We start from the raw sequence: 22,271 nt of genomic DNA on the forward strand, positions 1-22,271 counted from the left end.
ACCCACTGTTACATTGTGTGACTGCGCATCCCACCTCACTGGATTGATTGACCCATGGCGTCCAAGAGCAAGTACAAGTACCTCGTTTTCGCTGTCATCGGCATCGCTGCCGCATCGGGCGCTGCCTGGTGGCTGCAGAAGCCCGTGCAGCCGCAGCAGCGTGCCGAGGCCGGGGCGGGCGGTGCAGGCGCTGGCGCATCGGCTGGTGGCACCGCGCCCGCTGGTGCTGGCCGCCCCGTGGCCGTGGAAACGGTGACCGTGCGGCAGATGGCGCTGCGCGACGATGCCGAAGCCGTGGGAAGCCTGCGGTCGCGCCAGAGCGTGATGCTGCGGCCCGAGGTGGGCGGGCGTATCACCCAGCTCAACTTCCGTGACGGCCAGCGTGTGCGGCGCGGGCAAGTGCTGGTGCAGCTGGATGACCAATTGCCGCGTGCGCAGATCCAGCAAAGCCAGGCCGAGTTGTCGATTGCGCGGGCCAACCACAAGCGCAATCAGGAGCTGGTGGCCCAGGGCTTCATCAGCCAGCGTTCGGTGGACGAGAGTGCGGCCAACCTGGAAGTGGCCCAGGCCAAGCTGGCTTTGGCCCAGGCCACGGCCCAGCGCCTGAAGATCCTGGCCCCGTTCGATGGTATCGCAGGCATTCGGGGCGTGAACGTGGGCGACTACCTCAAGGACGGGGCCGATATCGTCAACATCGAAGACCTTGATGCGGTGTATGTCGATTTCCGCCTGCCCGAGCGGTTGCAGGGCAAGGTGCGCCCGGGGCAGACCGCGCAGGTCACCTTTGATGCACTGCCGGGCGCGCGTTACGCCGCCGTGGTGCAGGCCATCAGCCCACAGATCGATGCGGATGGGCGGGCCATCGCGGTGCGTGGCTGCATCGACAACCGCCGCCTGCAGCTGCGCCCCGGCATGTTCGCGCGGGTGACGACCGTGTTTTCCGAACGCAGCGACGCGCTTGTGGTGCCCGAGGAAGCCATCGTGCCCGACGGCACCAGCCCCTATGTGCTCAAGGTGGTAGAAGGCAAGGAGCCCAGCAGCAAGGTGACGCGCCGCACGCCGGTCAAACTGGGCGTCCGTTCACCTGGGTGGGTGGAGGTGGTGGACGGCTTGAGCGCCGGAGACCTGGTGGTCACGGCGGGCCAGCAGCGCATCCGCAAGGACGGCACCGAGGTGCGCGTGGTGGAGCTGGGCAAGCAGGGCAACGGTGGTGCGGCGGCCGCGGCAACGCGGCCGGCTCCGGGCGCTTCAGGTGCTGCGACTGGGGCGGGCCAAAAGGCATCGCCGGTGGCTGATGCGCCTGCGCAGAGCACCTCTGCGGCATCGGCATCTCCATCTCCTTCTGCCGCCCCCTCGGTGGCCCGCGTGATGGCGGCTCGCAGCGAACCCGATCCGCTGCCCGGCCCCAACCCTTGCCAGCTGGCCGGAACCTCCAGCCGGTCCACGCCCACTGGCAGCCGCCCTCCCGTCTGACGGACTGCCGTCCTTACCCTCTGATGCCTCTGGACTGCCATGCAACTCGCTGAAATCTCCATCCGCCGGCCGGTGTTTGCCACCGTGCTGTCACTGCTGGTGCTGTTGATTGGCGCGGTGAGCTTCACACGCCTGTCGGTGCGCGAATACCCCAAGATCGATGAACCCGTGGTGACCGTCAGCGTGCGGTATGCGGGCGCGTCGGCCGAGGTCATCGAATCGCAGGTGACCAAGCCGCTCGAAGACTCCATCGCCGGTATCGACGCCGTGGATGTAATCACCTCCATCAGCCGGGCCGAGCAAAGCCAGATCAGCGTGCGCTTTCGCCTGGAGAAGGACGCTGACAACGCTGCCGCTGAAGTGCGCGACCGCACCGCCCGTGTGCGCAACCGCCTGCCGCTCGCGGTGGATGAGCCCGTGATTGCCAAGGTGGAGGCCGATGCGTCGCCCGTGCTGTGGCTCGCCTTCAGCAGCGATACACGCAGCCCGCTGGAGATCAATGACCTGATCAACCGCATCGTCAAGCCCCGGTTGCAGACGGTGACCGGTGTGGCGGATGTGCCGATTTATGGCGAGCGCAAATACGCCATGCGCGTCTGGCTGGACCCCGAGCGCATGGCCGGCTATCGCTTGACCACGCAGGACGTGGAAGACGCCATCCGCCGCAACAACCTGGAACTGCCAGCAGGCCGCATTGAATCGCAGCAGCGCGAGTTCAGCGTGACGTCCCAGACCGACCTGAAAACCCCGGCACAGTTTTCCGACATCGTGATCCGCACGGTCAATGGGTTTTCAGTGCGCGTGCGTGATGTGGCCCGGGTCGAAGAAGGCCCTGCCAGCGACCGCAGCCGCGTGCGGCTCAATGGCCGCGATGCGATCTCGGTGGGTGTGATCCGCCAGGCCACGGCCAACCCGCTGGAGCTGTCCAAAGGCGTGCGCGCCATGATCCCCTTGCTCAAGGCCGACCTGCCGCCAGACATCGGCATCGACATTGCCAACGACAACTCGCTGTTCATCGACCGCTCCATCAAAAGCGTGTACTCCACCATCATCGAGGCCGTGGTGCTGGTGGCCCTGGTCATCTTTGTGTTCTTGCGCACGTTCCGTGCGTCCATCATCCCCATCATCACCATCCCGGTCAGCCTGGTGGGCAGTTTTGCGCTGATGTCGCTGGCGGGCTTTTCGATCAACACGCTCACGCTGCTGGCGCTGGTGTTGGCCATTGGCCTGGTGGTGGACGACGCCATCGTGATGCTGGAGAACATCTACCGCCACATCGAAGAGGGGCTCGACCCGTTTTCTGCCGCCATCAAGGGCGCACGCGAAATCGGATTTGCCATCGTGGCCATGACGCTCACGCTGGTGGCGGTGTATGCGCCACTCGCATTCACACCCGGCCGCACGGGGCGCTTGTTCGTGGAGTTTGCGCTGGCGCTGGCCGGGGCCGTGGTGGTGTCGGGCTTTGTGGCGTTGACGCTCTCGCCCATGATGTGTTCGCTGCTGCTCAAGCACAACCCGAATCCCAATTGGTTTGACCGCTCCATGGAGCGTTGGCTCACCGCACTCTCGGATGCCTATGGCCGCCTGCTGCGCTGGATCGTCACGGCCCGCTGGGGTGGTGCGGGCGCGGGGCGCAGTGGCGTGCGGGGTGCGCTGTTCCAGGCCCGCTGGATCGTGCTGGGCGTCATGGCCCTCAGCGGCGCGGCGCTGGTGCTGGTGTTCCCCAGCATGCGGCAGGAGCTGTCGCCGCTGGAAGACCGGGGCACCATTTTGGCCAGTGTGACCGCGCCCGACGGTGCCACGCTGGACTACACCAACCGCTATGCACTGGAGCTGGAAAAGATCGGCAACACCTACCCCGAATTCGACCGCGTGTTCGCCAACATCGGCAACCCCACGGTGGCGCAAGGCAGCGTGATCTACCGCACCGTGGACTGGGAAAAGCGCGACCGCACCACGCTGGCCCTGGCCAAGGAGCTGCAGCCCAAGGTGGCGGGCCTGCCCGGCGTGAATGCCTTCCTGATCACGCCGCCATCGCTGGGCCAGGGCTTTCGCTCGCGGCCACTCACCTACGTGATCCAGACCTCGGACAGCTACGAAAACCTGAGCAAGGTGGTGGCCGCCTTCATGGCCGAGATTGCGCAGAACCCCGGCATCGTGTCCCCCGACGTGGACCTGCGCCTGAACAAGCCCGAGCTGCGGATCGAGGTCAACCGTGAACGCGCCGCCGACCTGGGGGTGAGCGTGGAAGTGGTGGCCAAAGCCATCGAGACCATGCTGGGCGGCCGCACCGTCACACGTTACAAACGCGATGCCGAGCAGTACGACGTGATCGTGCAGACCGAGGCGCGGGGCCGCACCACGCCCGAGAACATCGACACCATCTATGTGCGCGGCCGCAACGACGCGATGATCCCGCTGACCAGCCTGGTCAACGTGCGCGAAAGCGTGAGCCCGCGCGAGCTGAACCACTTTGGTCAGCGCCGCTCGGCCACCATCACGGCCAACCTGTCGTCCGACTACTCGCTGGGCCAGGCCATCACCTTCATGAACGAGACGGCGGCCAAGGTGCTCAAGCCCGGCTACACCACCGACCTGAACGACACCTCGCGGGAGTTCAAGAACTCGCAAGGCGCGCTGGGCGTGGTGTTTGTGCTGGCGCTGGTGTTCATCTTCCTGGTGCTGGCGGCGCAGTTCGAAAGCTTCATCGACCCGCTCGTCATCATGGTGTCGGTGCCGCTGTCGATGATCGGCGCACTGCTGGCGCTCAAGTGGAGCGGCGGCTCGCTCAACGTCTATTCGCAGATCGGGCTGATCACGCTCGTGGGGCTGATCACCAAACACGGCATCCTGATCGTGGAGTTCACCAACCAGCTGCGCGAAGAGGGCATGGAGATGGTGGACGCGCTGGTCAAGGCCTCGGCCCAGCGACTGCGCCCCATCCTGATGACCACGGGGGCCATGGTGCTGGGCGCCATTCCCCTGGCTTTGGCCACTGGCGCTGGCGCCGAAACGCGCACCCAGATCGGCTGGGTGATTGTGGGTGGCATGTCGCTGGGCACGCTGCTCACCATTTTTGTGGTGCCCACTATGTACACGCTGTTTGCCCGCAAGGCGGTGCCAGGGGCCAACACAGCCGTGGCCGTGGATCAGCCGGCCCACCCGCTGCACCCGCACGACTATGTGGCCAAGTAGCCTTCAGTGGGAGTGCAAAGCGAGCTGCCAAAACAGCAAAAGCAAAGCAAGACAAGAAAGGGCCCGGCAGGGCCCTTTCTGCTTTCTGTTGTGCAGTGCCAGCGTGAGGACGGTCTGGGTCCAGCGGGTTGCAGTGCGGGTGGCTTAGGCCAGCACCGCCTGCATCGCGTCCTGCAATTCCTGGCCCCTCTGCGGGCGCACCAGGCGTGCCACCTCCTTGCCGTCCTTCATAAAGACCAGTGTCGGCCACAGCTTCACGCCGAACGTGCGGCCCAGGCGCTGGCCAGGGCCGTCTTCCACCTTGACGTGGGCAATGTCCGCGCGGTCCTTCAGTGCGGCTTCGATCAATGGCTGGGCGCGCTGGCAGTGGCCGCACCAGGGGGTACCGAACTCGACCACCGTGGCGCCGGGCAGGCGGTCCACATCGTCTCGGGATGGGGGTTGTGCAAGGTGTTGGGCGGCGTAGGGCATGGCGCGATACGTTGTCTGGGATTGTTGTGGAAGGCGGTTTTCAGGTTAATCCGGCTGCGGATGACATGCACCAGCTCGCGGCGCATTGCCGTGTCAGATCACGCCCTCAAACACCATCACATCCACGGCGTCGCCTACCGCCACATTGCCCTGCCCGTGGTGCAACACGATGAGCCCGTTGGCCTGCACCATGGAGCTGAGCACGCCCGAGCCCTGGTTGCCGGTGGTGCGCACCTGCAGCGTGCCGTCGGCGGCGGTGGTGACCAGGCCACGCTGGTATTCGGTGCGGCCGGGCTTCTTGCGCATGGGCTCGGTGCTGATGGCGCGCAGCAGCGGGGGCGCCGCGCGGGTGCTGCCCATCATGCGCAGCAGGGCGGGGCGCACAAAGGCGAGAAAGGTCACCATCACCGCCACGGGGTTGCCGGGCAGCCCGAAGAGCACTGCGCCACCGGGGGCTGTATTGATATCAGTATTGATATCATTTTGATAGCTGTCAGCGCTTGATGCACTAGCGCTTGAGGCCGAAACGGCTTGATTTTCTGCGTTGCCGATGCGCCCCACGGCCATGGGGCGGCCGGGGCGCATGGCGATGCGCCAGAAGGCCACGTCGCCCAGCTTTTTCATCATGGTGCGGGTGTGGTCGGCCTCGCCCACACTCACGCCGCCGCTGGTGATGATGGCGTCGGCCTGCTGGGCCGCCTGGCGAAAGGCGGCTTCGAGCAGTGCAGGCTCGTCACGCACCACGCCCAGGTCAATCACCTCCACCCCCATGCGCGTGAGCAGGCCGAACACGGTGTAGCGGTTGCTGTCGTACACGGCGCCTTCGCGGGGAGCCTCGCCCAGGCTCAGGATCTCGTCGCCGGTGGAGAAGTACGCCACCCGCAGTCGGCGGTACACCGAGACGGTGGGCAGGCCCAGGCTGGCCACCAGGCCCAGGGCGGCGGGCGTCAGCAGCTCGCCACGGGCCAGGGCCACGCGGCCTTCCATGATGTCCTCGCCCTTGAAGCGGCGGTTGTCTCCGGCGCGCAGCACATCGGCTGCGATGGTCACGTGGCCGTCGGCAGTGGCGGTGGTGAACTCCTGCGGCACCACGGTGTCCAGCCCGGCGGGCATGATGGCGCCGGTCATGATCTTCACGCACTCGCCCGCAGCCACCGTGCCTGCCCAGGCCTTGCCCGCCAGGGCGGTGCCCACCACGCGCAGGGTGAGCGGCTGCCCAGCCACCAGTTGCGCGCCCGCAAAAGCGTAGCCGTCCATGGCCGAGTTGTTGTGGGGCGGCACGCTGACGGGCGAGATCACATCCTGCGCCAGCACGCGGCCCAGCGCGCTGAACAGCGGCAGCACTTCGGTGGCGGTGACGGGCTCAACCAGCCGGTCCAGAAACTGGTTCACATCGGCGGCGCTCAGGGCCTGCGGGTCGTAGCCTTGCAGCTCGGCGGCAATCTGGGCAATGGTTTTCATGGGTGGGATTCGCTTGAAGTCAGTGGGAGAGCAGCCGCACCATGTGCAGCTTGTCGTAGCCCACGCCATCCACCACGATGGCGTTGGGCAGCAGGCCCCAGGGGCGGAACCCGGCCTGCTCGTACAGGCGCACCACGTGCTGGTTGGACGCGGTGACGGTGAGCACCAGTTGGGTCAGCCCTGGCACCTGGCTGGCGGACTGCACGCAGGCATCCACCAGCATCCGGCCAACGCCCCGGCGCTGCGCAGCAGGCGACACCATCATGCCCACTACCACCGCGCAGTGGCGCTGTTTGGTGCGTTGCTCACGCTCGCAGCCCAGACAGCCGAGCAGCTGGCCCGCCGTGTCGAAGGCGCCCAGGAAAAACTGGCCGGACTCCAGCGCGCCGAAACGCGCCACGTACTCGCTGGCATCGCGGCCCACGGAGGATTCGTAGTCCGAGGTGAAGGCATCCGGCGCTGTGCGCAGTGCCTCGTCGCGCAAAGCCTTGTAGGCCAATGCGTCTGCGGCGACCAGGGGGCGGATCTGCACCGCGCCAGCGTCTAGCAGGGGGCGACTGTTCATGGTGTTGGCGCGCGGGTCAGGCGCTGGGGCGCGCTGCTGTTTTCCAGCGCGTGCAGCTCGGCCAGCGTGTTGGCATTGAAAAAGGCCTGGGGGTCATCGCCCGGCTGGTCGAACGGCACGATGGCGCAGCGGTGCTGGCCGGTCCACGCGTCGATCTTGCGGCCACCGGCCTGGGTGAAGGCGACCAGGCTTTCCAGCAGGTCCACGCGCAGCAGGCAGAACACCGGCTGCGGGCGCACGGTGATCTGGCCCTTGCCGTCGCCCTCGGGGGCTGCGGCCATGGCAATGTCGGCGCCCTCGGCGTCTGCCGCTGCCGCCAGGCGCTGGGCGAGGTCCAGCGGAAACAGCGGCGTGTCGCAGGGCACCGTGAGCAGCCAGGGGGTTTCGCAGCGCTCCAGCCCGGTCAGAAAGCCTGCCAGGGGCCCGGCGTAGTCGCTCAGCACGTCCGGCCACACCGGCGTGCCAAAGGCCTCGTAGGCCGCCAGATTGCGGTTGGCATTGACCATGGTGGCACCGGTCTGCATCTGTAGCCGCATCAGCGTGTGCAAGGCCAGCGGCAGGCCGCGAAAGTTCTGCAGGCCTTTGTCCACCCCGCCCATGCGGGAGCCGCGGCCCCCTGCGAGGACCAGGCCGGTAATGTCTTGCTGATTGATCAATTGAAATCCTGTGGGCAATGGGTCGTGTGCTGGATAGCCGGCGCTGTGCATGAGCGCAACGCTTTTTCGACAGAGCTGCTAGTGTGCTGTCCCGCAAATAGCTGCACGAAATGAAATCGATGGCATCGCGCCCAGGGCAAGGCGCAAACCGCAGTGATAGCCGTAGCTATCGCGAGGATTTGCAACGCAGCCTTGGGGGTGAGGACGCGATTTCATGTGCAGTTATTTGCGGGACAGCACACTAGCCCCCGATGTAGCTCATCTCAACGCGGCGAGCACCCTGGCCGGTGTCGGCGGGCAAGCTGCTGCGCAGCTCGGAGTAGCGGTCGTTGCGCTGCTGCCAGATGGGGGCGATGGCCGAGGCAATCTCTGCATCGCTCGCGCCCCCGCGCAGCAGGCTGCGCAGGTCGTAGCCCTGGCTGGCAAACAGGCACAGGTAGAGCTTGCCCTCGGTGGACAGGCGTGCGCGGTTGCAGTCGTGGCAGAAGGCCTGGGTCACGCTGCTGATCACGCCGACCTCGCCCAGTGCGGGGTCGTGCCGGCCCTGGGCATCGGCATAGCCCCAGCGCTCGGCGGTTTCGCCGGGGCTGCTGGGGTCCAGCTGCACCAGCGGCAGTTCGGCACGCAGGCGCTCGATGAGTTCGGCAGAGGGCAGCACCTCGTCCATGCGCCAGCCGTTGGTGGCGCCCACGTCCATGTATTCGATGAAGCGCAGCGTGGTGCCGGTGCCCCGAAAGTGCCGCGCCATGGGCAAGATCTCGTGGTCGTTGGTGCCGCGCTTGACCACCATGTTGACCTTGATGTGCGACAGGCCCGCCGCATGCGCGGCGTCGATGCCGGCCAGCACATCGGCCACCGGAAAGTCCACATCGTTCATGCGGCGAAAGATCATGTCGTCCAGGCCGTCCAGGCTCACCGTCACGCGGTTCAGGCCGGCATCTTTCAGGGCCTGGGCCTTTCGTGCGAGCAATGAACCGTTGGTAGTGAGCGTGAGGTCGGGCGCCACGCCATCCACGGTGCGCAGCTGGGCCAGTTGCGCCACCAGGTCCTCGAGGTTCTTGCGCAGCAGGGGCTCGCCGCCGGTCAGGCGGATCTTGCGCACGCCGTGCGCCAGAAACAGCCGCGCCAGCCGCGTGATTTCTTCAAAGCTCAGCAGCGCCCCGTGCGGCAGGTAGGGGTAGTCCTTGTCGAACACTTCCTTGGGCATGCAGTAGTTGCAGCGGAAGTTGCAGCGGTCCGTCACGCTGATGCGCAGGTCGCGCAGCGGGCGGCCCCGCGTGTCGGTGAGTTGGCCCGTGGGGCTCACCAGCCGCGCTGGCACCGTGGCTGCCAGCGCGGCCAGGCGCTCATCGACCAGCGGAATCACGCGTTCAGACATGGGTGGGCTCGTTCAGCAGGACGGGAGGGCACATGCCCCGCATTTTCTCACTCCAGCCAGCGCACGTTCTGCAGGATCTCGTCAAAGAAGCTGCGCAGCGTCAAGGTGTTCATGCTGAACGGGTCGAAATCGGGGGTGCTGGAGTATTTGAGGAACAGCTGCCGGTTGGCGTCCAACGAGCCCAGAAGCCCCATGGACCAGCTGGTAAACCGGCGGTGCGGGATCTCGCCAAAGTCCAGCACGGCCGTGTCCTTGTGGCGCGTGTCCTTGAGCAGTCGGTGGTACAGCGCGTTGACCGCAGCACGGTCGCCTTCGAGCTGCTGCAGGAAGATGCCGTTGTTCAGGCACAGCGCACCAGTGATGCCCGCGCGGGCATTGTTGCGCTGCGACGCGCCCAAGATGTCCTTGATGTCCGCAGGGCCGAGCACACGGGAGGTGCGGCTGGCATAGGTCAGTTGTATCAACATGTGTGTCTCCTGAACGGCGCAGTGTGTCAGGTTTGGTGCGCATCAGTGGGCCCGCCCGCCAATGACCCTGAAGATGGGTTCTGCGTCTTCGCAGGTGCGGGACCCGCGGATGGGGGATGTTTGATCTGGCGCAGGGCGTCGAAATGCTGCGTTGCAACAATACGGGCATCCGATTTCAGGGGGTTCCCATGCCAGTTCGCGAGCTATTGAACAGGTTCTCCGCCGACGCCATGCCATGCCAGCGCCGCGTGGCGGTGCAATGGGTGGCGGCGGGCATCCTGCTGCCCACCTGGGCCAATGGGGCCCAGGCACAGATGGGATTGTCGGGGGCCATCAACTATGCGGGCTGGTTCCGTGCACTGTCGCAACGCATGGCCAAGGCCTATTGCCAGCAGTACCTGCAGGTGCTGCCGGGCGCTGCGGTGGACGTGATGGGGCTGGCACGCAAGATGGTGCAGTCTGGCAGCAACGAGCTGGCCCGGGGCATGCAGTCAGGGCAATGGCCTGCCGATGTGGGGCGCCAACTGGCCGATGTGCAAAAGCAGTTTGCCCTGCTCAACCAGTTGACGGCAGCGCCTGCCACCCAGACCGCACTGGTCGTTGCGGCGTCCGAGCAGGCAGACCGCACGCTGCTGGTCGCGCAGACCGTGACCGAGTCCATCGAGAAGATGGCACAGGCCCCCAGCGCCCGCCTGGTCAACCTGGCGGGCCGCCAGCGCATGCTGTCGCAGCGCCTGGCCAAGAACTATTTTCTGAATGCGGCCAAGGTGGAGTCGAAGGTGGTGCAGGCGCAGCTGGTGGCTGATGCGGCCGACTTCCGGCAGGCGCTGCAGACGCTGAAAACAGCGCCGGTGTCCACGCCCGCCATCCGCAGCGAGCTGGAGCTGGCCGACTCGCAGTGGCTGTTCTTCGACTCGGCCCTGCGCCGCCCGGCCGATGACGCAGGGCTCAGTGCCGTGGCGACCACCAGCGAACGCCTGCTGGGCGTGATGGACAAGCTCACCAGCCTCTACGAGGCCGCCCTGCGCGAGGTGCTGGGCTGAGCCGCACCGCACGGCTGGGCGCATCCGGTCAGTGGCCGCCACAGGCGGCAGGCAGCGTGAATTCTGCCAAACGGCAATCGCGCCCCACCAGCACCAGCCGCGTGTCCAGCGCGTCGAAAAATCCCGGCGGCGGTGGCAGCGGCAAGTGCTGCACGCGCTTGTGCGCGTCGATGCGGACCGCTGCCAGCTCATAGTCGCGGGCCAGGGCCATCCACAGGCCGTGCGCGCCGGCAGACTGGCGTGCGCCGGTCATGAGGCTGCGGCCAGAGTCCAGCCACCAGCGGTAGATGGCGGTGGCAATGCCCATGCGCCGGTAGCCGTGCGCTACCTTGGTGTGGGGTGCGCGCAGGTGGCGGTCGGTGCGCCGGTCCACCTCCACCAGCCGGTTGAACACGGTGTAGGCCACGATGCGGTTGCGCAGCGGGTCGATGGCGTACACAAAATATTCGCCACCGGCCTCGCGCAGGCGGAACACCAGCCCGCGCAGATGCAGGGGCAGCGGCTGCATCGCATCGCGCGTGCGGTGGTTGGTGCGAATGCGGTCGTACAGCGCATCGAATTCGCGCTGGATGTCGCGGCCCGACAGGTCCACGTCGATGCGCAGTTCGGTCAGCCACTGGGCCCAGCGGCCGGGGCTGGTCGATGCCTTGGTGGTTCCGGTGGTGGTGGCATGGCCAGGCAGGTGCAGGCAAAGGGCGCTGGCCATCATGGCGTGCTCCCCGTGCCCCCGGTCCAGCAGCCGCTCAGCAGGCGTGCCGGCTGTTCGCGGGCGCACACCTGGGCGCTGTGGGGCCAGTCGGGCAAGGGCACGTCCAGGCCCGCATACACGCCATAGGCGTCGCCCGCGGCAATCGTTTCACCCGCCCAGAGGCTCTCGCCCGCACGGATGGCCCCGCCGGTGTGAATGTGACCACCGGCCCGCACACCCCAGCCCACCTGCAGGTGGCCCTTGCAGTCCACATCGCCCATGGCCCACACGCCCCGGGCGGCCTGCACGGCGGCATCGGCTTGCAGATGCCCTCCCACCTTGATGCCGCCGTCGCAGCCCAGGTCGCCCACCACCCGCAGATCCTGGGCCACCCGGCAGTGGCCACTGACGTGGGCGGCGGCGCCGCAGTCCAGCTCGCCGCCCACACGCAGGCTGCCTGTGCACTGCAGCCGCTGCGCCACGGTCAGCGACCAGCCCACGCGCACATCACCGTGCAACCGTGCGCTGCCCTCGCAGCGCACCGCGCCCGCCACGCGCAGGTCTTCGCCCACGCGCAGCGCACCGCCCACCCGCAGGCCGCCCAGCACGCTCAGGCTGCGGCCGGTGCGCAGCACACCCTCCACATCGGCATGGCCCCGGCAGCGCACGCTGCCCGCAAACACCAGCGCGTCTGCCTCCAGGTGGTCCACCTCCAGCACATCGTTGGTGGGGCCGAACTGGTCCAGCATCCAGCACGCGTCTTCCACGCGGCCTTCGCGCACCAGGTCGTCCAGCAGCGCCTGGTAGTTGCTGGCGCCCTCCTGGCGGCGCAGGTACCAGCGGTAACCGTCGGCACAAGGCCGCTTGGCGCGGATGAAGTGGCGGGTGATGTCGGTGGCGGCAGACGCGTTGGCGATGGCCTCATCGGCGGGCAGGCTGTGCGCAAGGGCGCACGGGGCGAGCGAAATCTCGCCCGAAGGGAACGGGGGCATGGACACTCCTGACGTCCGCGCCCCGGCGGTTGCCAAGGCGCAAGCTGGCGCTGGGCGTGGGGCCCGGCGACAAGAGGTGCGCGAAAAGAATGCGGAGGGGAGGGGGTGTCGCCGGGCTCAGGAATCTGCAGCGAGGGTGCAGAGAGCGCGGTCACCGGCCTGGAGCGTGGCCTGCGAGCGCGCGCCACGGCGCAGCGGCGCGGTGGCGCTGGCAGCTGTGGCGGGAGAGTGGCTCGCAAACATCGGCGGCACTATAGGCAGCAGGGCCAGCACCGTCAAATCAATCCGCACTGCCCCAGTGCGGATTGGGCCGCTCAAAAAGGGGCGTGGTGGCTGCTTCACAGAGCATGCCGCGACGCCTGTTTGTTTGCTTGCTGACTTAAACGCAGCGCCCGCCATCCACCTCAATGCACACGCCGCTGATGAACGACGCCTCTTCGCTCGCCAGGTACAGCGCGGCGTTGGCCACGTCCAGCGCGGTGGAGAAGCGGCCCAGCGGAATGGTGGCCAGGAACTTGGCGCGGCGCGCATCGTCCACCGGGCCGCCCGCAAACTCGGCGGCCAGGCCGGTGTCGGGGTTGAACACGGGGTTGATGCAGTTCACGCGGATGTTGTCCGGGCCCAGCTCAGCGGCCATGGACTTGCTGGTGATGATGACGGCGCCCTTGGAGCCGTTGTACCAGGTCAGGCCTGGGCGGGGGCGCAGCCCGGCGGTGGAGGCGATGTTGATGATGCTGCCGCCACCCGCCTGGCGCAGTGCGGGCACGGCGTGGATGGCGCTCAGGTAGATGCTCTTCATGTTGATGGCGTAGACCTTGTCGAACTCGTCCTCGCTCACTTCGAGCATGGGGCGGTTGCGGTGCGTCCAGCCTGCGTTGTTCACCACCACGTCCAGGCGGCCGTACAGGCGCACGGCTTCGTCGACCATCGCCTTCACTTCAGCGGACTTCGTCACGTCGGCCTTGAAGAACGCGGCGGTGCCGCCGGCGGCCGTGATCTCGGCCACCACACGCTGGCCACCGGCCTCGTTGATGTCGTTGACGATGACCTTGCCGCCTTCAGCGGCCAGGCGCTTGGCGATGCCTTCGCCAATGCCGTTGCCGGCGCCGGTGACGATGATGGATTTGTTCTGCACACGCATGGGTGTCTCCGATGGATTGTGGTGATATATCAAAATTGATAGCTACCAGCGCATATTCAGCTAGCGCTAGCGCCCGATGGGGCTGAAATTTCAGTGGCCGAAGCTGTATCGGCCGCAGGGGCTGCCGGGGCGGGTGCCTTGGGCTCCCGGCCGTAGAACTGGGGAAAGAATTCCTTCACGCCGTTGCCGTTGAAGTCCCACCCCGTGCACTGGCCCAGATGGCGTGGCGGCTCGTCGGGGTGGCTGGCGGCAAACACGGCAGGCACTGACTGGAACGCCGCCGTGGCCAGGTTGAACAGCAGTTCGCGCAGGTGCGTGCAGCTTTCCACGCCGCCCAGGTGCTTCTGGATGGCCTGGCGCCAGCCGCGCGCCATGCTGCAGCCCACCATGCGCTGCAGCGCGGCCTGGGCCTCAGTGCAGCCCTTGAGCGGGTGCGAATCCATGGACACGTCCACCGCCTGCACCACCAGCTGGCGGTTGACGGTCACGCGCAGCCACATGTGGTGGATGGCTTCGCCCGCCAGGCGCGTGCGCGTCGGGTCGCGGTGCGAGGGCGCGTCGTAGGCCTTGCTGTCATGCAGCTCGCCTTCGATGTCCCACAGGCCATCGTCGCGTTCAAAGCCCTGGTAGTTCACCCGGCGGACATGCTTCAGGGTGCGGGGGGCGGGGGGGCTCAGGGGCATGGGGGAAGAAAAATCGTCGTACAGAAGCAGCCGAGGTTAGCGGGGCCTGCCAGCACCGTCGCGCGCCAGCGGGACACCCTGTGCAATGCCTCTTCAACCGTACTTGATGGCGACGGTCTTCAAGGTGGTGAAGCCGTACAGCGCCTCAAAGCCCTTTTCGCGCCCATAGCCGCTGGATTTGACGCCGCCAAACGGCAGCTCCACACCGCCGGCCGCGCCGTAGTTGTTGATGAACACCTGGCCGCTGTGCACACGCTTGGCCATGCGGAACTGGCGCGCACCATCGCGCGTCCAGATGCCGGCCACCAGGCCGAATTGCGTGGCGTTGGCCAGCTCCACCGCATGGTCCTCGTCCTGGAAGGCCATGGCCGACAGCACGGGGCCGAAGACTTCTTCCTGCGCCAGGCGGTGGCCCACGGGCACATCGCGCAGCAGGGTGGGGGCCTGGTAGTAGCCAGTCTCGGGGGCTTCGTCCACCACCACGCCCTGGGCCACCATGGGGATGCCGGCCACTTGCGCGTCCGATAAAAAGTCCCACACGCGCTGCTGCTGCGTCTGGCGGATCAGCGGGCCCACGTCCAGGTCCATGGCAGCGGGGCCGACGCGCAGCTTTTCAAACGCCTTGCCCAGGCGCTCCAGCAGGGGTTCATAAATCAGCGAGTCGATCAGCACGCGCGAGCCCGCCGAGCAGGTCTGCCCCGCGTTCTGCACGATGGCGTTGATGACCACGGGGATGGCGGCGTCCAGGTCGGCGTCGGCAAAGATGATTTGCGGGCTCTTGCCGCCCAGCTCCAGCGTCACGGGGCAGTGGCGTTCGGCAGCCACCTGCTGGATGAGCGTGCCGATCTTGGGGCTGCCGGTGAAGCTGATGTGGTCGATGCCGGGGTGGCGCGCCAGCGCGTCGCCCACCTCGTGGCCGTAGCCGGTGACGATATTCAAAGCTCCGGCTGGGAACCCCACCTCGGCTGCCAGCTGCGCCACGCGGATCAGCGAGAGGCAGGCGTCTTCGGCCGGCTTGACCACGCACACATTGCCCGCCGCCAGTGCGCCGCCCACGCTGCGGCCAAAGATCTGCATGGGGTAGTTCCAGGGGATCACGTGGCCCGTGACGCCGTGGGGCTCGCGCCAAGTCAGCACGCTGTAGCCGTCGGGGTAGGGGATGGTCTCGCCGTGGAACTTGTCGCACGCACCGGCGTAGAACTCGAAGTAGCGGGCCAGCGCAATGGCGTCGGCGCGTGCTTGCTTGGTGGGCTTGCCGCAGTCGCGCTGCTCCAGCGCCGTCAGCTCGTCCGCATGCTCCAGGATCTTGGCCGAAAGCTTTTGGAGCAGGCGGCCGCGCTCCACCGGGGCCAGCTTCTGCCACACCGCGTGGTAGCACTGGCGGGCTGCATGCACCGCCGCGTCGATGTCGTCGGCGTTGCTGCGCTGGATCTCGTCGAAGGGCTGGCCGTCGGACGGGTCGATCACGGGGATCGTGCGGCCCGAGGACGAGGGCACCGAGGCGTTGGCGATGTAGTTCAGTTGCATGGCCGCCATTTTGCCCGGAAATGGAATGTGTGCTTAGTATTTGTGTAAAAACACGCCGATGTGCTAGTGCAATATGCCTTGGTTGCTATCGATTTAATAGTAATCAGGCGCAGGCACCCCGCAGGCCGGCCAGGTCCAGAATCTCCACCTCGCCGCGCTGCACGCGCACCAGCTGGCGCGACTCCAGGTCCTTGAGGATCTGGTTGGTGGTCTGGCGCGAGATCGCCAGCATCAGCGACAGCTGCTCTTGCGAGATCTCGATCACGCGGCGCGACTGCCCTTCGGCCGTCCACTGCCCGTAGCCCTCGGCCATCATCACCAGGCGCCGCGCCAGGCGCTGCGGGGCGGGCAGCAGGGCCAGCTCTTCCATCGCAACAAAGGCCGAGCGCAGCTTGTCGGTCATCAACAAGGCCAGCGCATGCCAGTGCTGCGGGTGGGCCTGCAGCCAGTGCTGCAGCCGCTCGTGCGGGATGTGCACCAGGGTGGTGGGTTCGGTGGCCTGCGCATCGTGGGTGCGGGCCGAGTTGTCAAACACCGAGATCTCGCCAAACCAGTGCGGCGGCTCCAGGCGGATCAACAGCGCCGCACGCGCCTCGTCGGCCCGCCCCCCGGTGCCCGAGATGCTGACCGCGCCGCGCACCACCGCATACAGGCCACAGGGCGCATCGCCGCGCCGGAACAGCACCTCGCCCGTCGGCAGATGGCGCAACTGCGCCATGGCAATCAGCGGCTGGGCAAAGTCGGGCGGCAGGTGGGCAAACCAGCGGCCAGACTGGAGGACAGGCAGGTAGGCGGAAGGGGTGGACATGGGATGCGATTGAACGGGGCAGGAGGGCGCGGCGGCTTTTTGTCGTCTGCACGACAGACGCTGGCGCGGCCTGAGAGCGAGTATTGATGCTGCGCAAAACACATGCTGGAGACACCCATGAAAACCCTGATCGACCACCTCTCCCAATACGCCGACTACCACCGCGACCCGCGCAACATCCACACCCATTTTGTGGGCGTGCCCATGATCATGTTCGCCGTCGTCATCCTTCTGTCGCGCCCGACCTGGATGGTGGGTGCGCTGCCGCTAAGCCCGGCGCTGCTGGCAGCGCTGGCGGCCAGTGTTTTCTACTTCCGGCTGGACATGCGTTTTGGCCTGGCCATGGCCGCGCTGCTGGCCGCCATGCTGGTGGGCGGGCAATGGGTGGCGGCACAGACCCTGGCCGTCTGGCTCGCCACGGGCCTTGGCCTGTTTGCCGTGGGCTGGGTGATCCAGTTCGTGGGCCACTATTACGAAGGCCGCAAGCCCGCTTTTGTGGACGACCTGGTGGGCCTGATCGTGGGCCCGCTGTTTGTGGTGGCCGAATGGGCGTTTGCACTGGGCCTGCGCAAGGAAGTGCAGGCGGCGGTGGAAGAGCGCAGCGGCCCGGTGCGCTTGCGTACCGGGCAACAGGCTGCTGCCCACCCTCAGTAAGCTCTGCGCTCGCGCTCCGCCGCGTTTGCTGCTTGTGCTGCTTAGGCACCAGGGCGCAAAGTGCTTGACGGCCTCGCAAGGGCCAGCACGGCCCCTGCGCACACCGCACCCAGCGCCACCAATGCACACAGGTAAGGCAGCGCGGCGGACAGCGGCGCGCCCAGCTGGTTGAGCCGCAGCGACGCCTGCACGCCCGAGGTGCTGGGCAGCAGCCAGCGCAGCCACTGCAGCAGCTCGGGCAGCGCCTCCACCGGCCACGAGAAGCCTGCGACGAACGCGATGGGCAGTGTGGTGAACAGCAGCACCTGCAGCGCGCGTTCACGGTTGCCAAACCACAGGCCCAGCAGCGCACCCAGTGCCGCGATGGCCGGGATGTAGCAGGCCAGCAGCGCCAGCGCGCCCAGCGGGTTGCCGCCGCGCGGGTAGTCGTGCAGCACAAAGATCCACCCGAAGTAGAAGAGGCCACTGGCCCAGCCCAGTGTGCACAGCGCCAGCAGGCGGCCCAGCCAGGTGGTGGCGCGGGCGCGGTGTTGGCCGCTTTCGACCCAGGTGCCGGTGAGCATCGCAGCGCCCATCAGCAAGGTCTGCTGCAGGATGAGCAGCGCCACGGCAGGCACCACAAAGCTGCCGTAGCCCTCGGTGGGGTTGAACAGTGCCACCATCTGCAGCTGCACCGGCGCGCGGCTGGCGCGGGCCTGGGGGGCGCTTTGGCCGCTGGCCTGCAGCTTGCGGATCTCGACCCCGGCCGATACCGTGCCGACGGCTTCCGCAAAGCCGTATTGCACCGCCTTGTTCAGCAGCGCGTAGGCGCCGTTGGCCTCGATGCTGACCACGGCGTTTTCGCCGCGCACCACGCTGCGCTTGAGCCCGGCAGGGATCACCGCGTAGCCTTCGATCTCTCCGCGCCACAGGGCCTCCTGCGCCTCGCGTTCGCTGGCGGCGACAAAACGCACTTCAATGCGGGGGTCGGCGTCGGCAAAGCGGGTGATCTGGCGCGACAGGCTGGTGTGGTCCCTATCCACCACGGCCACAGGCACGCGGGTCAGCACCTCGTCGGCATAGAACCAGGGGTAGAAAAAACCGTAGAGCACAGGCGCTCCTACCAACAGCAGCAGCACGCCCTTGTCGCGCACCACGGTGGCCAGCGCTTGCAACCAGGCGCCCAGCAGGCCCTGGCGGGGTGGCGTGGTCACCGGCATGGGTTGCATCGGGGTGTTCATCAGCGGCCTCCCCAGGTGTCTGGGCGTTCGTGCGCCAGCGTGAGCGCGGTGGCGCCTATCAGCCACAGCGCGGTGGTGGCGATGGTCAGCGCCACCATCGTCGAGACGCTGGTAGCCACCGGTGCGCCCATTTGCAACTGCTCGATCTGCAGACGGATGTAGTGGGTGAACGGCATGGCTTCGGCCCACGCGCGTGCGCTGCCGGGCATGCCCGCAAGGGGAAACGCCACGCCGCTGAACGCAAACGCCGGGGCTGCAAAAAAGCCCGCACCCGACAGTGCGGTGCGCAGCGACCGCGTGATGCCTGCCAGCGCAGCGCCTGCGGTGATCGACACCGCCATCAGCAGCGCCAGCGCCGCAGCCACCCACCACAGGTTGCCCGGCGGGTGCCAGCCCCGGCCCCAGGTGATGCCCACCAGCGCCAGCAGGCCCACCAGCGTGAGTGATACCCAGGGCAAGGCCAGCTTGCCGACCAGCGCGCCTGCAGTGCGCACCCAGCCCCCTGCGCCCAGCCACTCGCCCAGCGTGCGGTCGCGCAGCTCGCGGCCCACCGTCCAGGCGCCGGCCGTCATGGCCAGGATGTGCAGCAGGGCGGGGATCAGCGCCGCGCCCAGAAACTGCTCGTAGTTGCTGGACACATTGAACAGCGCCACCATCTGCGTGTGGATGGGCTCCATGCTCACGTGCACGGCCTGGGCGCTTTCGCCGCGTTTGTTGCGCGCGGCCATCTCGACACCGGCCGACAAGGTGCCCACGGCCGTGCGCACATCGCGCTGCAGCAGGCCCGAGTGGGTGGACATCTGCGCGTTGTGCAGCAGCGTGACCTGCGCGGCGCGGCCTTCCTTCACGGTGCGCGCGAAGTCGCGCGGGATGGAAACCACGGCATACACGTCCACCGCGCGCAGCGCGCGTTCGGCCTCGGCCGCGTTGGTGAAGTGCTGGGTGATCTGCACGCCCGGTGTGGCGTCCAGCATGCGCACCAGCTGGCGCGACAGGCTGGAGTGGTCGTCATCCACCACGCCCACCGCCAGGTGGCGCGGCAGGCCGGCCGAGAAGATCCACCACAGCAGCGCCACGCCCAGCAGCGGCACCCAGGTGACCATGGCTAGGTCCCACGGATCGGCCGCCAGGCGGCGGGCTTCGCGGCGAAGGCTGCTTGCTATTGAATTCATAGCTTTTTGCGCTTGTAAGATAAGCGCTGGAGGCACTTTTTTGGATCGGTTTTCCATCGCGCTCCACTCCCGTCGCGGAATTCGGAACAGGCGCGGCCCGGCGAGGGCAGCCGAGCAAGGGCCGCCCCGCAGCGAGGGCTGCGTCCCCCTGCCCGCAACGCATAGCGTTGCGAGAGCGGGGGGAAGCGCCGAAGGCGCTCAGGGGGGTGTCGCATTTCAGTTCACCAGCACCGTCATGCCGGGGCGTGCGCCCTCGATGGGGGTTGCCGGGCGCGCGCGCACTTCAAACGTGCGGGCGTCAAAGCCCTGGCCTGCGCGTGTGGCGCGCCAGGTGGCAAAGTCGGGCAGCGCAGCCGTGTGGTAGACCTTGAACTTCACGGTTTTGCCGCCCAGCGCGGGCAGGGTGGCGTCGAACTCGTTGCCGATGGCAAAGCGTTGCAGACGGTCTTCGCGCACATTCAGCACCACCCACTGGTCCTTCAGGTCCACCACCGTGACCACGGCCACGCCCTGCGGCGACAGCTCGCCCGTGCGGGCCAGCACCTTGGCCACTTCGCCGGCGACGGGGCTCTTGAGCTCGGTCTCGGCCTGGGCCGCCTGCACCTCCGCCACCACGCCCGCCACCTGGCGCGCCTGGGCGCTGGCGGCGGATCGGTCTTCGCTGCGGGCACCAGCGCGGGCCAGGTCGTACTGGGCCTTGGCGGCCAGCGCCTGGTCGCGCGAGGCCTTGAAGTTGGCCTCGGCCTCGTCGCGTTTTTGCGCCGCCACCAGGCCCTCGCGGGCCAGGCCGTCCACGCGCTTGAAGGACGATTCGGCCAGGTCGGCAGCGGCCACGGCGCGCTGCCAGTTCAGACGGGCCATTTCAATCTCTTGCGGGCGCGCGCCGTGCTGGGCCTTGTCGGCCACGGCCTGGGCAGCCTCTTGCGCCGCCGTGGCCTGGGCCAGCTTTGCGGTGACTTCGGGGCTGTCCATGCGGATCAGCGGCGCGCCCACGGTGATCTGGTCGCCTTCCTTCACCAGGATTTGCGCGATGCGCGCGGTGACCTTGGGGGCGATATCGGCCTCTTGCGCTTCGATCTGGCCCTGGAACACCTCGGGCGCGGGCTGCGAGGCCTTCCACAGGCCAAAGCCCACAAAGCCTGCCACCGCCACAAAGGCCACCGTGCCGATCACGGCCGCCTTTTTGCTGTTGTTCTTGCTCATGTTCGTTCCACCTTTACTCATTCCACCCGCACCGCATCAGCGCGCGCCATGTATTTGCCAAAGTCTTCCGACAGGCCGCAGGCCTCCAGCAGATCGGCCAGCGCTTTCACGTAGTCGTGGGCGGCCTGCGCGCGTTCGGTCTGGGCCTTGGCCTGGTTGACCTGGGCGTCGATCAGGTCCAGCGTGGTGCTGGTGCCCGCCTTCAGGCCGGAAATGCGCAGGCGCAGCACTTCGTCGGCCAGCTCCAGACCCGGCTGCAGCGCAAAGTAGGCGCGGCGCGCCTGTTCCAGGGCCAGCCAGCGTTTTTCCACCAGCAGGGCAATGTCGTTCTGCGCCTGCGCGCCGGTGCGCTCAGCCTGCTCGATCTGGCGGTTGGATGACTCGGCCAGCGCGTTGCGGTCGATTGAGTCCCACAGCGTCCAGCGCACGCCCACGCCGGCCACCCAGTCGGCATCGCGGCCGGTCTTGAGCTGGCGCTGGCCAAATGCGAACACCTGGGGCTTGCGCAGTGCCTCCTGTGCGGCATGCAGTTGTGTGGCTTGCTCTTTCTTGGCGGCCACCTTGTCCAGCCCGGGGTGGTGGGCCAAGGCGGTGTCGATGAAGTGGGGCAGGGGCTCGACCGGCTGGCTCAGCACAAACAGGGGGCTGGTGGGCGTCACAGGGTCGGACGCCTTGAGGGTGCGGGTTAGCGCCGTGGCGGCCAGCTCGGCATCGTCGCGGGCCTTGCGCGCGTTGCGGCGGGCCTCTTCCAGCGCGGAGCGGGCCTGCAGGCGTTCGACGCGTGCGATCACGCCGGCGTCCAGCATCTTCTGTGCGGCGGCGTCGTGCTGCTCAATGGTGGCCAGGGCCGATTCGCGCAGCAGGGCAGCGCGCTGCGCCAGCTGGGCGCCAAAGTAGCGCTGCACCAGCAGGGTGGTGGCCTCATGGCCGGTTTTGGCGGCGTCGGCCTGGGCTTCTTGCGCCTGGGCATCCAGCAGGCCCCGGGCCGCATTGCTGGCGCCGCCCATGTAGATCGGCCAGATGGCAGAGACCGAGGCTGTGGTGTCGCTCTTGCTGCGGTTGAGCGTGTAGCTGGACGGCAGATGCGGCAACTGGGCCAGTGAGCCCGCCAGCTGGGGTGGCAGCTGCGACAGCACGCCGGGCAGGGCGCGGTTCAGCGGGTTCAGGTCCACGTCCAGGTTGGCGTTATAGGTATAAGCGGCGCCGCTCAGGTTGACCACCGGGCCACCCAGGCGCTGCATGGCGTCGCGGCGCAGCTGGGCGCTTTCGACGGCGCTGCGCGATGCGGCCAGCTGGTCGGAGCGCTGCTGCAGCTGCTGCAGCGCTGCGTCAAATGCCAAAGGGGCGGCGTGGGCCTGCAGGGGCAGCAGGGGCAGCAGGGTCAGGGTGGTAGATGCAAGCAGGCAGAGCAAAGCCGCGCCTGCCCGGCCTGTGTGCCGGGGCGTGGTGGGATGGGTCATGGTGTCAGGTCGTG

At 67.5% G+C, this 22,271-nt stretch carries 20 protein-coding genes; 4 read left to right on the forward strand and 16 right to left on the reverse strand.

Annotation, left to right across the window (positions count from 1 at the left end):
• Positions 1–54 precede the first annotated feature (54 nt).
• Positions 55–1,473 (forward strand): efflux RND transporter periplasmic adaptor subunit, encoded by a 1,419-nt coding sequence (locus tag CLU87_RS06525; protein ID WP_099729910.1) that lies wholly within the window; start codon positions 55–57, stop codon positions 1,471–1,473.
• Between the two features lie 39 nt (positions 1,474–1,512).
• Positions 1,513–4,668: an efflux RND transporter permease subunit gene (locus CLU87_RS06530; protein ID WP_099729911.1), complete on the forward strand. Its 3,156-nt coding sequence runs from the start codon at positions 1,513–1,515 to the stop codon at positions 4,666–4,668.
• A gap of 144 nt (positions 4,669–4,812) precedes the next feature.
• Here the strand turns inward: CLU87_RS06530 and CLU87_RS06535 are convergent, their stop codons facing one another.
• The 6 genes from CLU87_RS06535 to CLU87_RS06565 form a co-directional block, all read right to left on the reverse strand.
• Positions 4,813–5,139, reverse strand: a complete 327-nt coding sequence (locus tag CLU87_RS06535; RefSeq protein ID WP_099729912.1) for a thioredoxin family protein — start codon at positions 5,137–5,139, stop codon at positions 4,813–4,815.
• A gap of 93 nt (positions 5,140–5,232) precedes the next feature.
• Entirely contained in the window at positions 5,233–6,600 is a 1,368-nt protein-coding gene (locus CLU87_RS06540; RefSeq protein WP_099729913.1) for a molybdopterin molybdotransferase MoeA, read from the reverse strand.
• A 19-nt stretch (positions 6,601–6,619) separates the two neighbouring features.
• Positions 6,620–7,165, reverse strand: coding sequence for a GNAT family N-acetyltransferase (locus CLU87_RS06545; RefSeq protein ID WP_099729914.1), 546 nt, complete (start codon positions 7,163–7,165; stop codon positions 6,620–6,622).
• Complete coding sequence (mobA, locus tag CLU87_RS06550; RefSeq protein ID WP_099729915.1) at positions 7,162–7,821, reverse strand: molybdenum cofactor guanylyltransferase MobA; 660 nt, start codon at positions 7,819–7,821, stop codon at positions 7,162–7,164. Before mobA ends, CLU87_RS06545 begins: the two co-directional genes overlap by 4 nt.
• Before the next feature lie 241 nt (positions 7,822–8,062).
• Complete coding sequence (moaA, locus tag CLU87_RS06560) at positions 8,063–9,199, reverse strand: GTP 3',8-cyclase MoaA (RefSeq protein ID WP_099729917.1); 1,137 nt, start codon at positions 9,197–9,199, stop codon at positions 8,063–8,065.
• 47 nt (positions 9,200–9,246) lie between these two features.
• Positions 9,247–9,666, reverse strand: a complete 420-nt coding sequence (locus tag CLU87_RS06565) for a BLUF domain-containing protein (protein ID WP_056067298.1) — start codon at positions 9,664–9,666, stop codon at positions 9,247–9,249.
• A gap of 188 nt (positions 9,667–9,854) precedes the next feature.
• On the opposite strand from CLU87_RS06565, the gene CLU87_RS06570 reads away from it, so the two are divergent.
• Complete coding sequence (locus CLU87_RS06570) at positions 9,855–10,709, forward strand: type IV pili methyl-accepting chemotaxis transducer N-terminal domain-containing protein (protein WP_233193723.1); 855 nt, start codon at positions 9,855–9,857, stop codon at positions 10,707–10,709.
• Between the two features lie 28 nt (positions 10,710–10,737).
• On the opposite strand, the gene CLU87_RS06575 is transcribed toward CLU87_RS06570, so the two are convergent.
• The 6 genes from CLU87_RS06575 to CLU87_RS06600 all read right to left on the reverse strand — a co-directional run bounded on the left by CLU87_RS06575 (position 10,738) and on the right by CLU87_RS06600 (position 16,548).
• The gene (locus CLU87_RS06575) at positions 10,738–11,415 is read right to left on the reverse strand and encodes a hypothetical protein (RefSeq protein WP_233193724.1); all 678 of its coding nucleotides are present in this window, start codon (positions 11,413–11,415) and stop codon (positions 10,738–10,740) included.
• On the reverse strand, positions 11,415–12,389 hold the full coding sequence (locus tag CLU87_RS06580) for a hypothetical protein (RefSeq protein WP_082564886.1): 975 nt from the start codon (positions 12,387–12,389) through the stop codon (positions 11,415–11,417). Before CLU87_RS06580 ends, CLU87_RS06575 begins: the two co-directional genes overlap by 1 nt.
• Positions 12,390–12,768: 379 nt before the next feature.
• On the reverse strand, positions 12,769–13,530 hold the full coding sequence (locus tag CLU87_RS06585; protein ID WP_099729920.1) for an SDR family oxidoreductase: 762 nt from the start codon (positions 13,528–13,530) through the stop codon (positions 12,769–12,771).
• Between the two features lie 56 nt (positions 13,531–13,586).
• Positions 13,587–14,213: a DUF2889 domain-containing protein gene (locus CLU87_RS06590; RefSeq protein ID WP_056743536.1), complete on the reverse strand. Its 627-nt coding sequence runs from the start codon at positions 14,211–14,213 to the stop codon at positions 13,587–13,589.
• A 93-nt stretch (positions 14,214–14,306) separates the two neighbouring features.
• The gene (locus CLU87_RS06595) at positions 14,307–15,740 is read right to left on the reverse strand and encodes an aldehyde dehydrogenase family protein (protein ID WP_056067777.1); all 1,434 of its coding nucleotides are present in this window, start codon (positions 15,738–15,740) and stop codon (positions 14,307–14,309) included.
• A 103-nt stretch (positions 15,741–15,843) separates the two neighbouring features.
• A complete protein-coding gene (locus CLU87_RS06600) occupies positions 15,844–16,548 on the reverse strand; it encodes a Crp/Fnr family transcriptional regulator (protein WP_099729921.1) in 705 nt (234 codons plus the stop codon).
• A 117-nt stretch (positions 16,549–16,665) separates the two neighbouring features.
• Here CLU87_RS06600 and CLU87_RS06605 point away from each other — a divergent pair, with 117 nt between their 5' ends.
• Positions 16,666–17,202, forward strand: coding sequence for a DUF962 domain-containing protein (locus CLU87_RS06605; RefSeq protein WP_099729922.1), 537 nt, complete (start codon positions 16,666–16,668; stop codon positions 17,200–17,202).
• A 41-nt stretch (positions 17,203–17,243) separates the two neighbouring features.
• On the opposite strand, the gene CLU87_RS06610 is transcribed toward CLU87_RS06605, so the two are convergent.
• The 4 genes from CLU87_RS06610 to CLU87_RS06630 form a co-directional block, all read right to left on the reverse strand.
• Complete coding sequence (locus tag CLU87_RS06610; protein ID WP_099729923.1) at positions 17,244–18,422, reverse strand: ABC transporter permease; 1,179 nt, start codon at positions 18,420–18,422, stop codon at positions 17,244–17,246.
• Positions 18,422–19,594, reverse strand: a complete 1,173-nt coding sequence (locus CLU87_RS06615) for an ABC transporter permease (RefSeq protein ID WP_099729924.1) — start codon at positions 19,592–19,594, stop codon at positions 18,422–18,424. The genes CLU87_RS06610 and CLU87_RS06615 overlap by 1 nt, the downstream gene beginning before the upstream one ends.
• Before the next feature lie 216 nt (positions 19,595–19,810).
• On the reverse strand, positions 19,811–20,797 hold the full coding sequence (locus CLU87_RS06625) for an HlyD family secretion protein (protein ID WP_099729925.1): 987 nt from the start codon (positions 20,795–20,797) through the stop codon (positions 19,811–19,813).
• 17 nt (positions 20,798–20,814) lie between these two features.
• The gene (locus CLU87_RS06630; protein ID WP_233193725.1) at positions 20,815–22,257 is read right to left on the reverse strand and encodes a TolC family protein; all 1,443 of its coding nucleotides are present in this window, start codon (positions 22,255–22,257) and stop codon (positions 20,815–20,817) included.
• Positions 22,258–22,271: the final 14 nt, after the last annotated feature.

This window comes from Acidovorax sp. 59 (assembly GCF_002754175.1).
GTDB lineage: Bacteria > Pseudomonadota > Gammaproteobacteria > Burkholderiales > Burkholderiaceae_C > Acidovorax > Acidovorax delafieldii.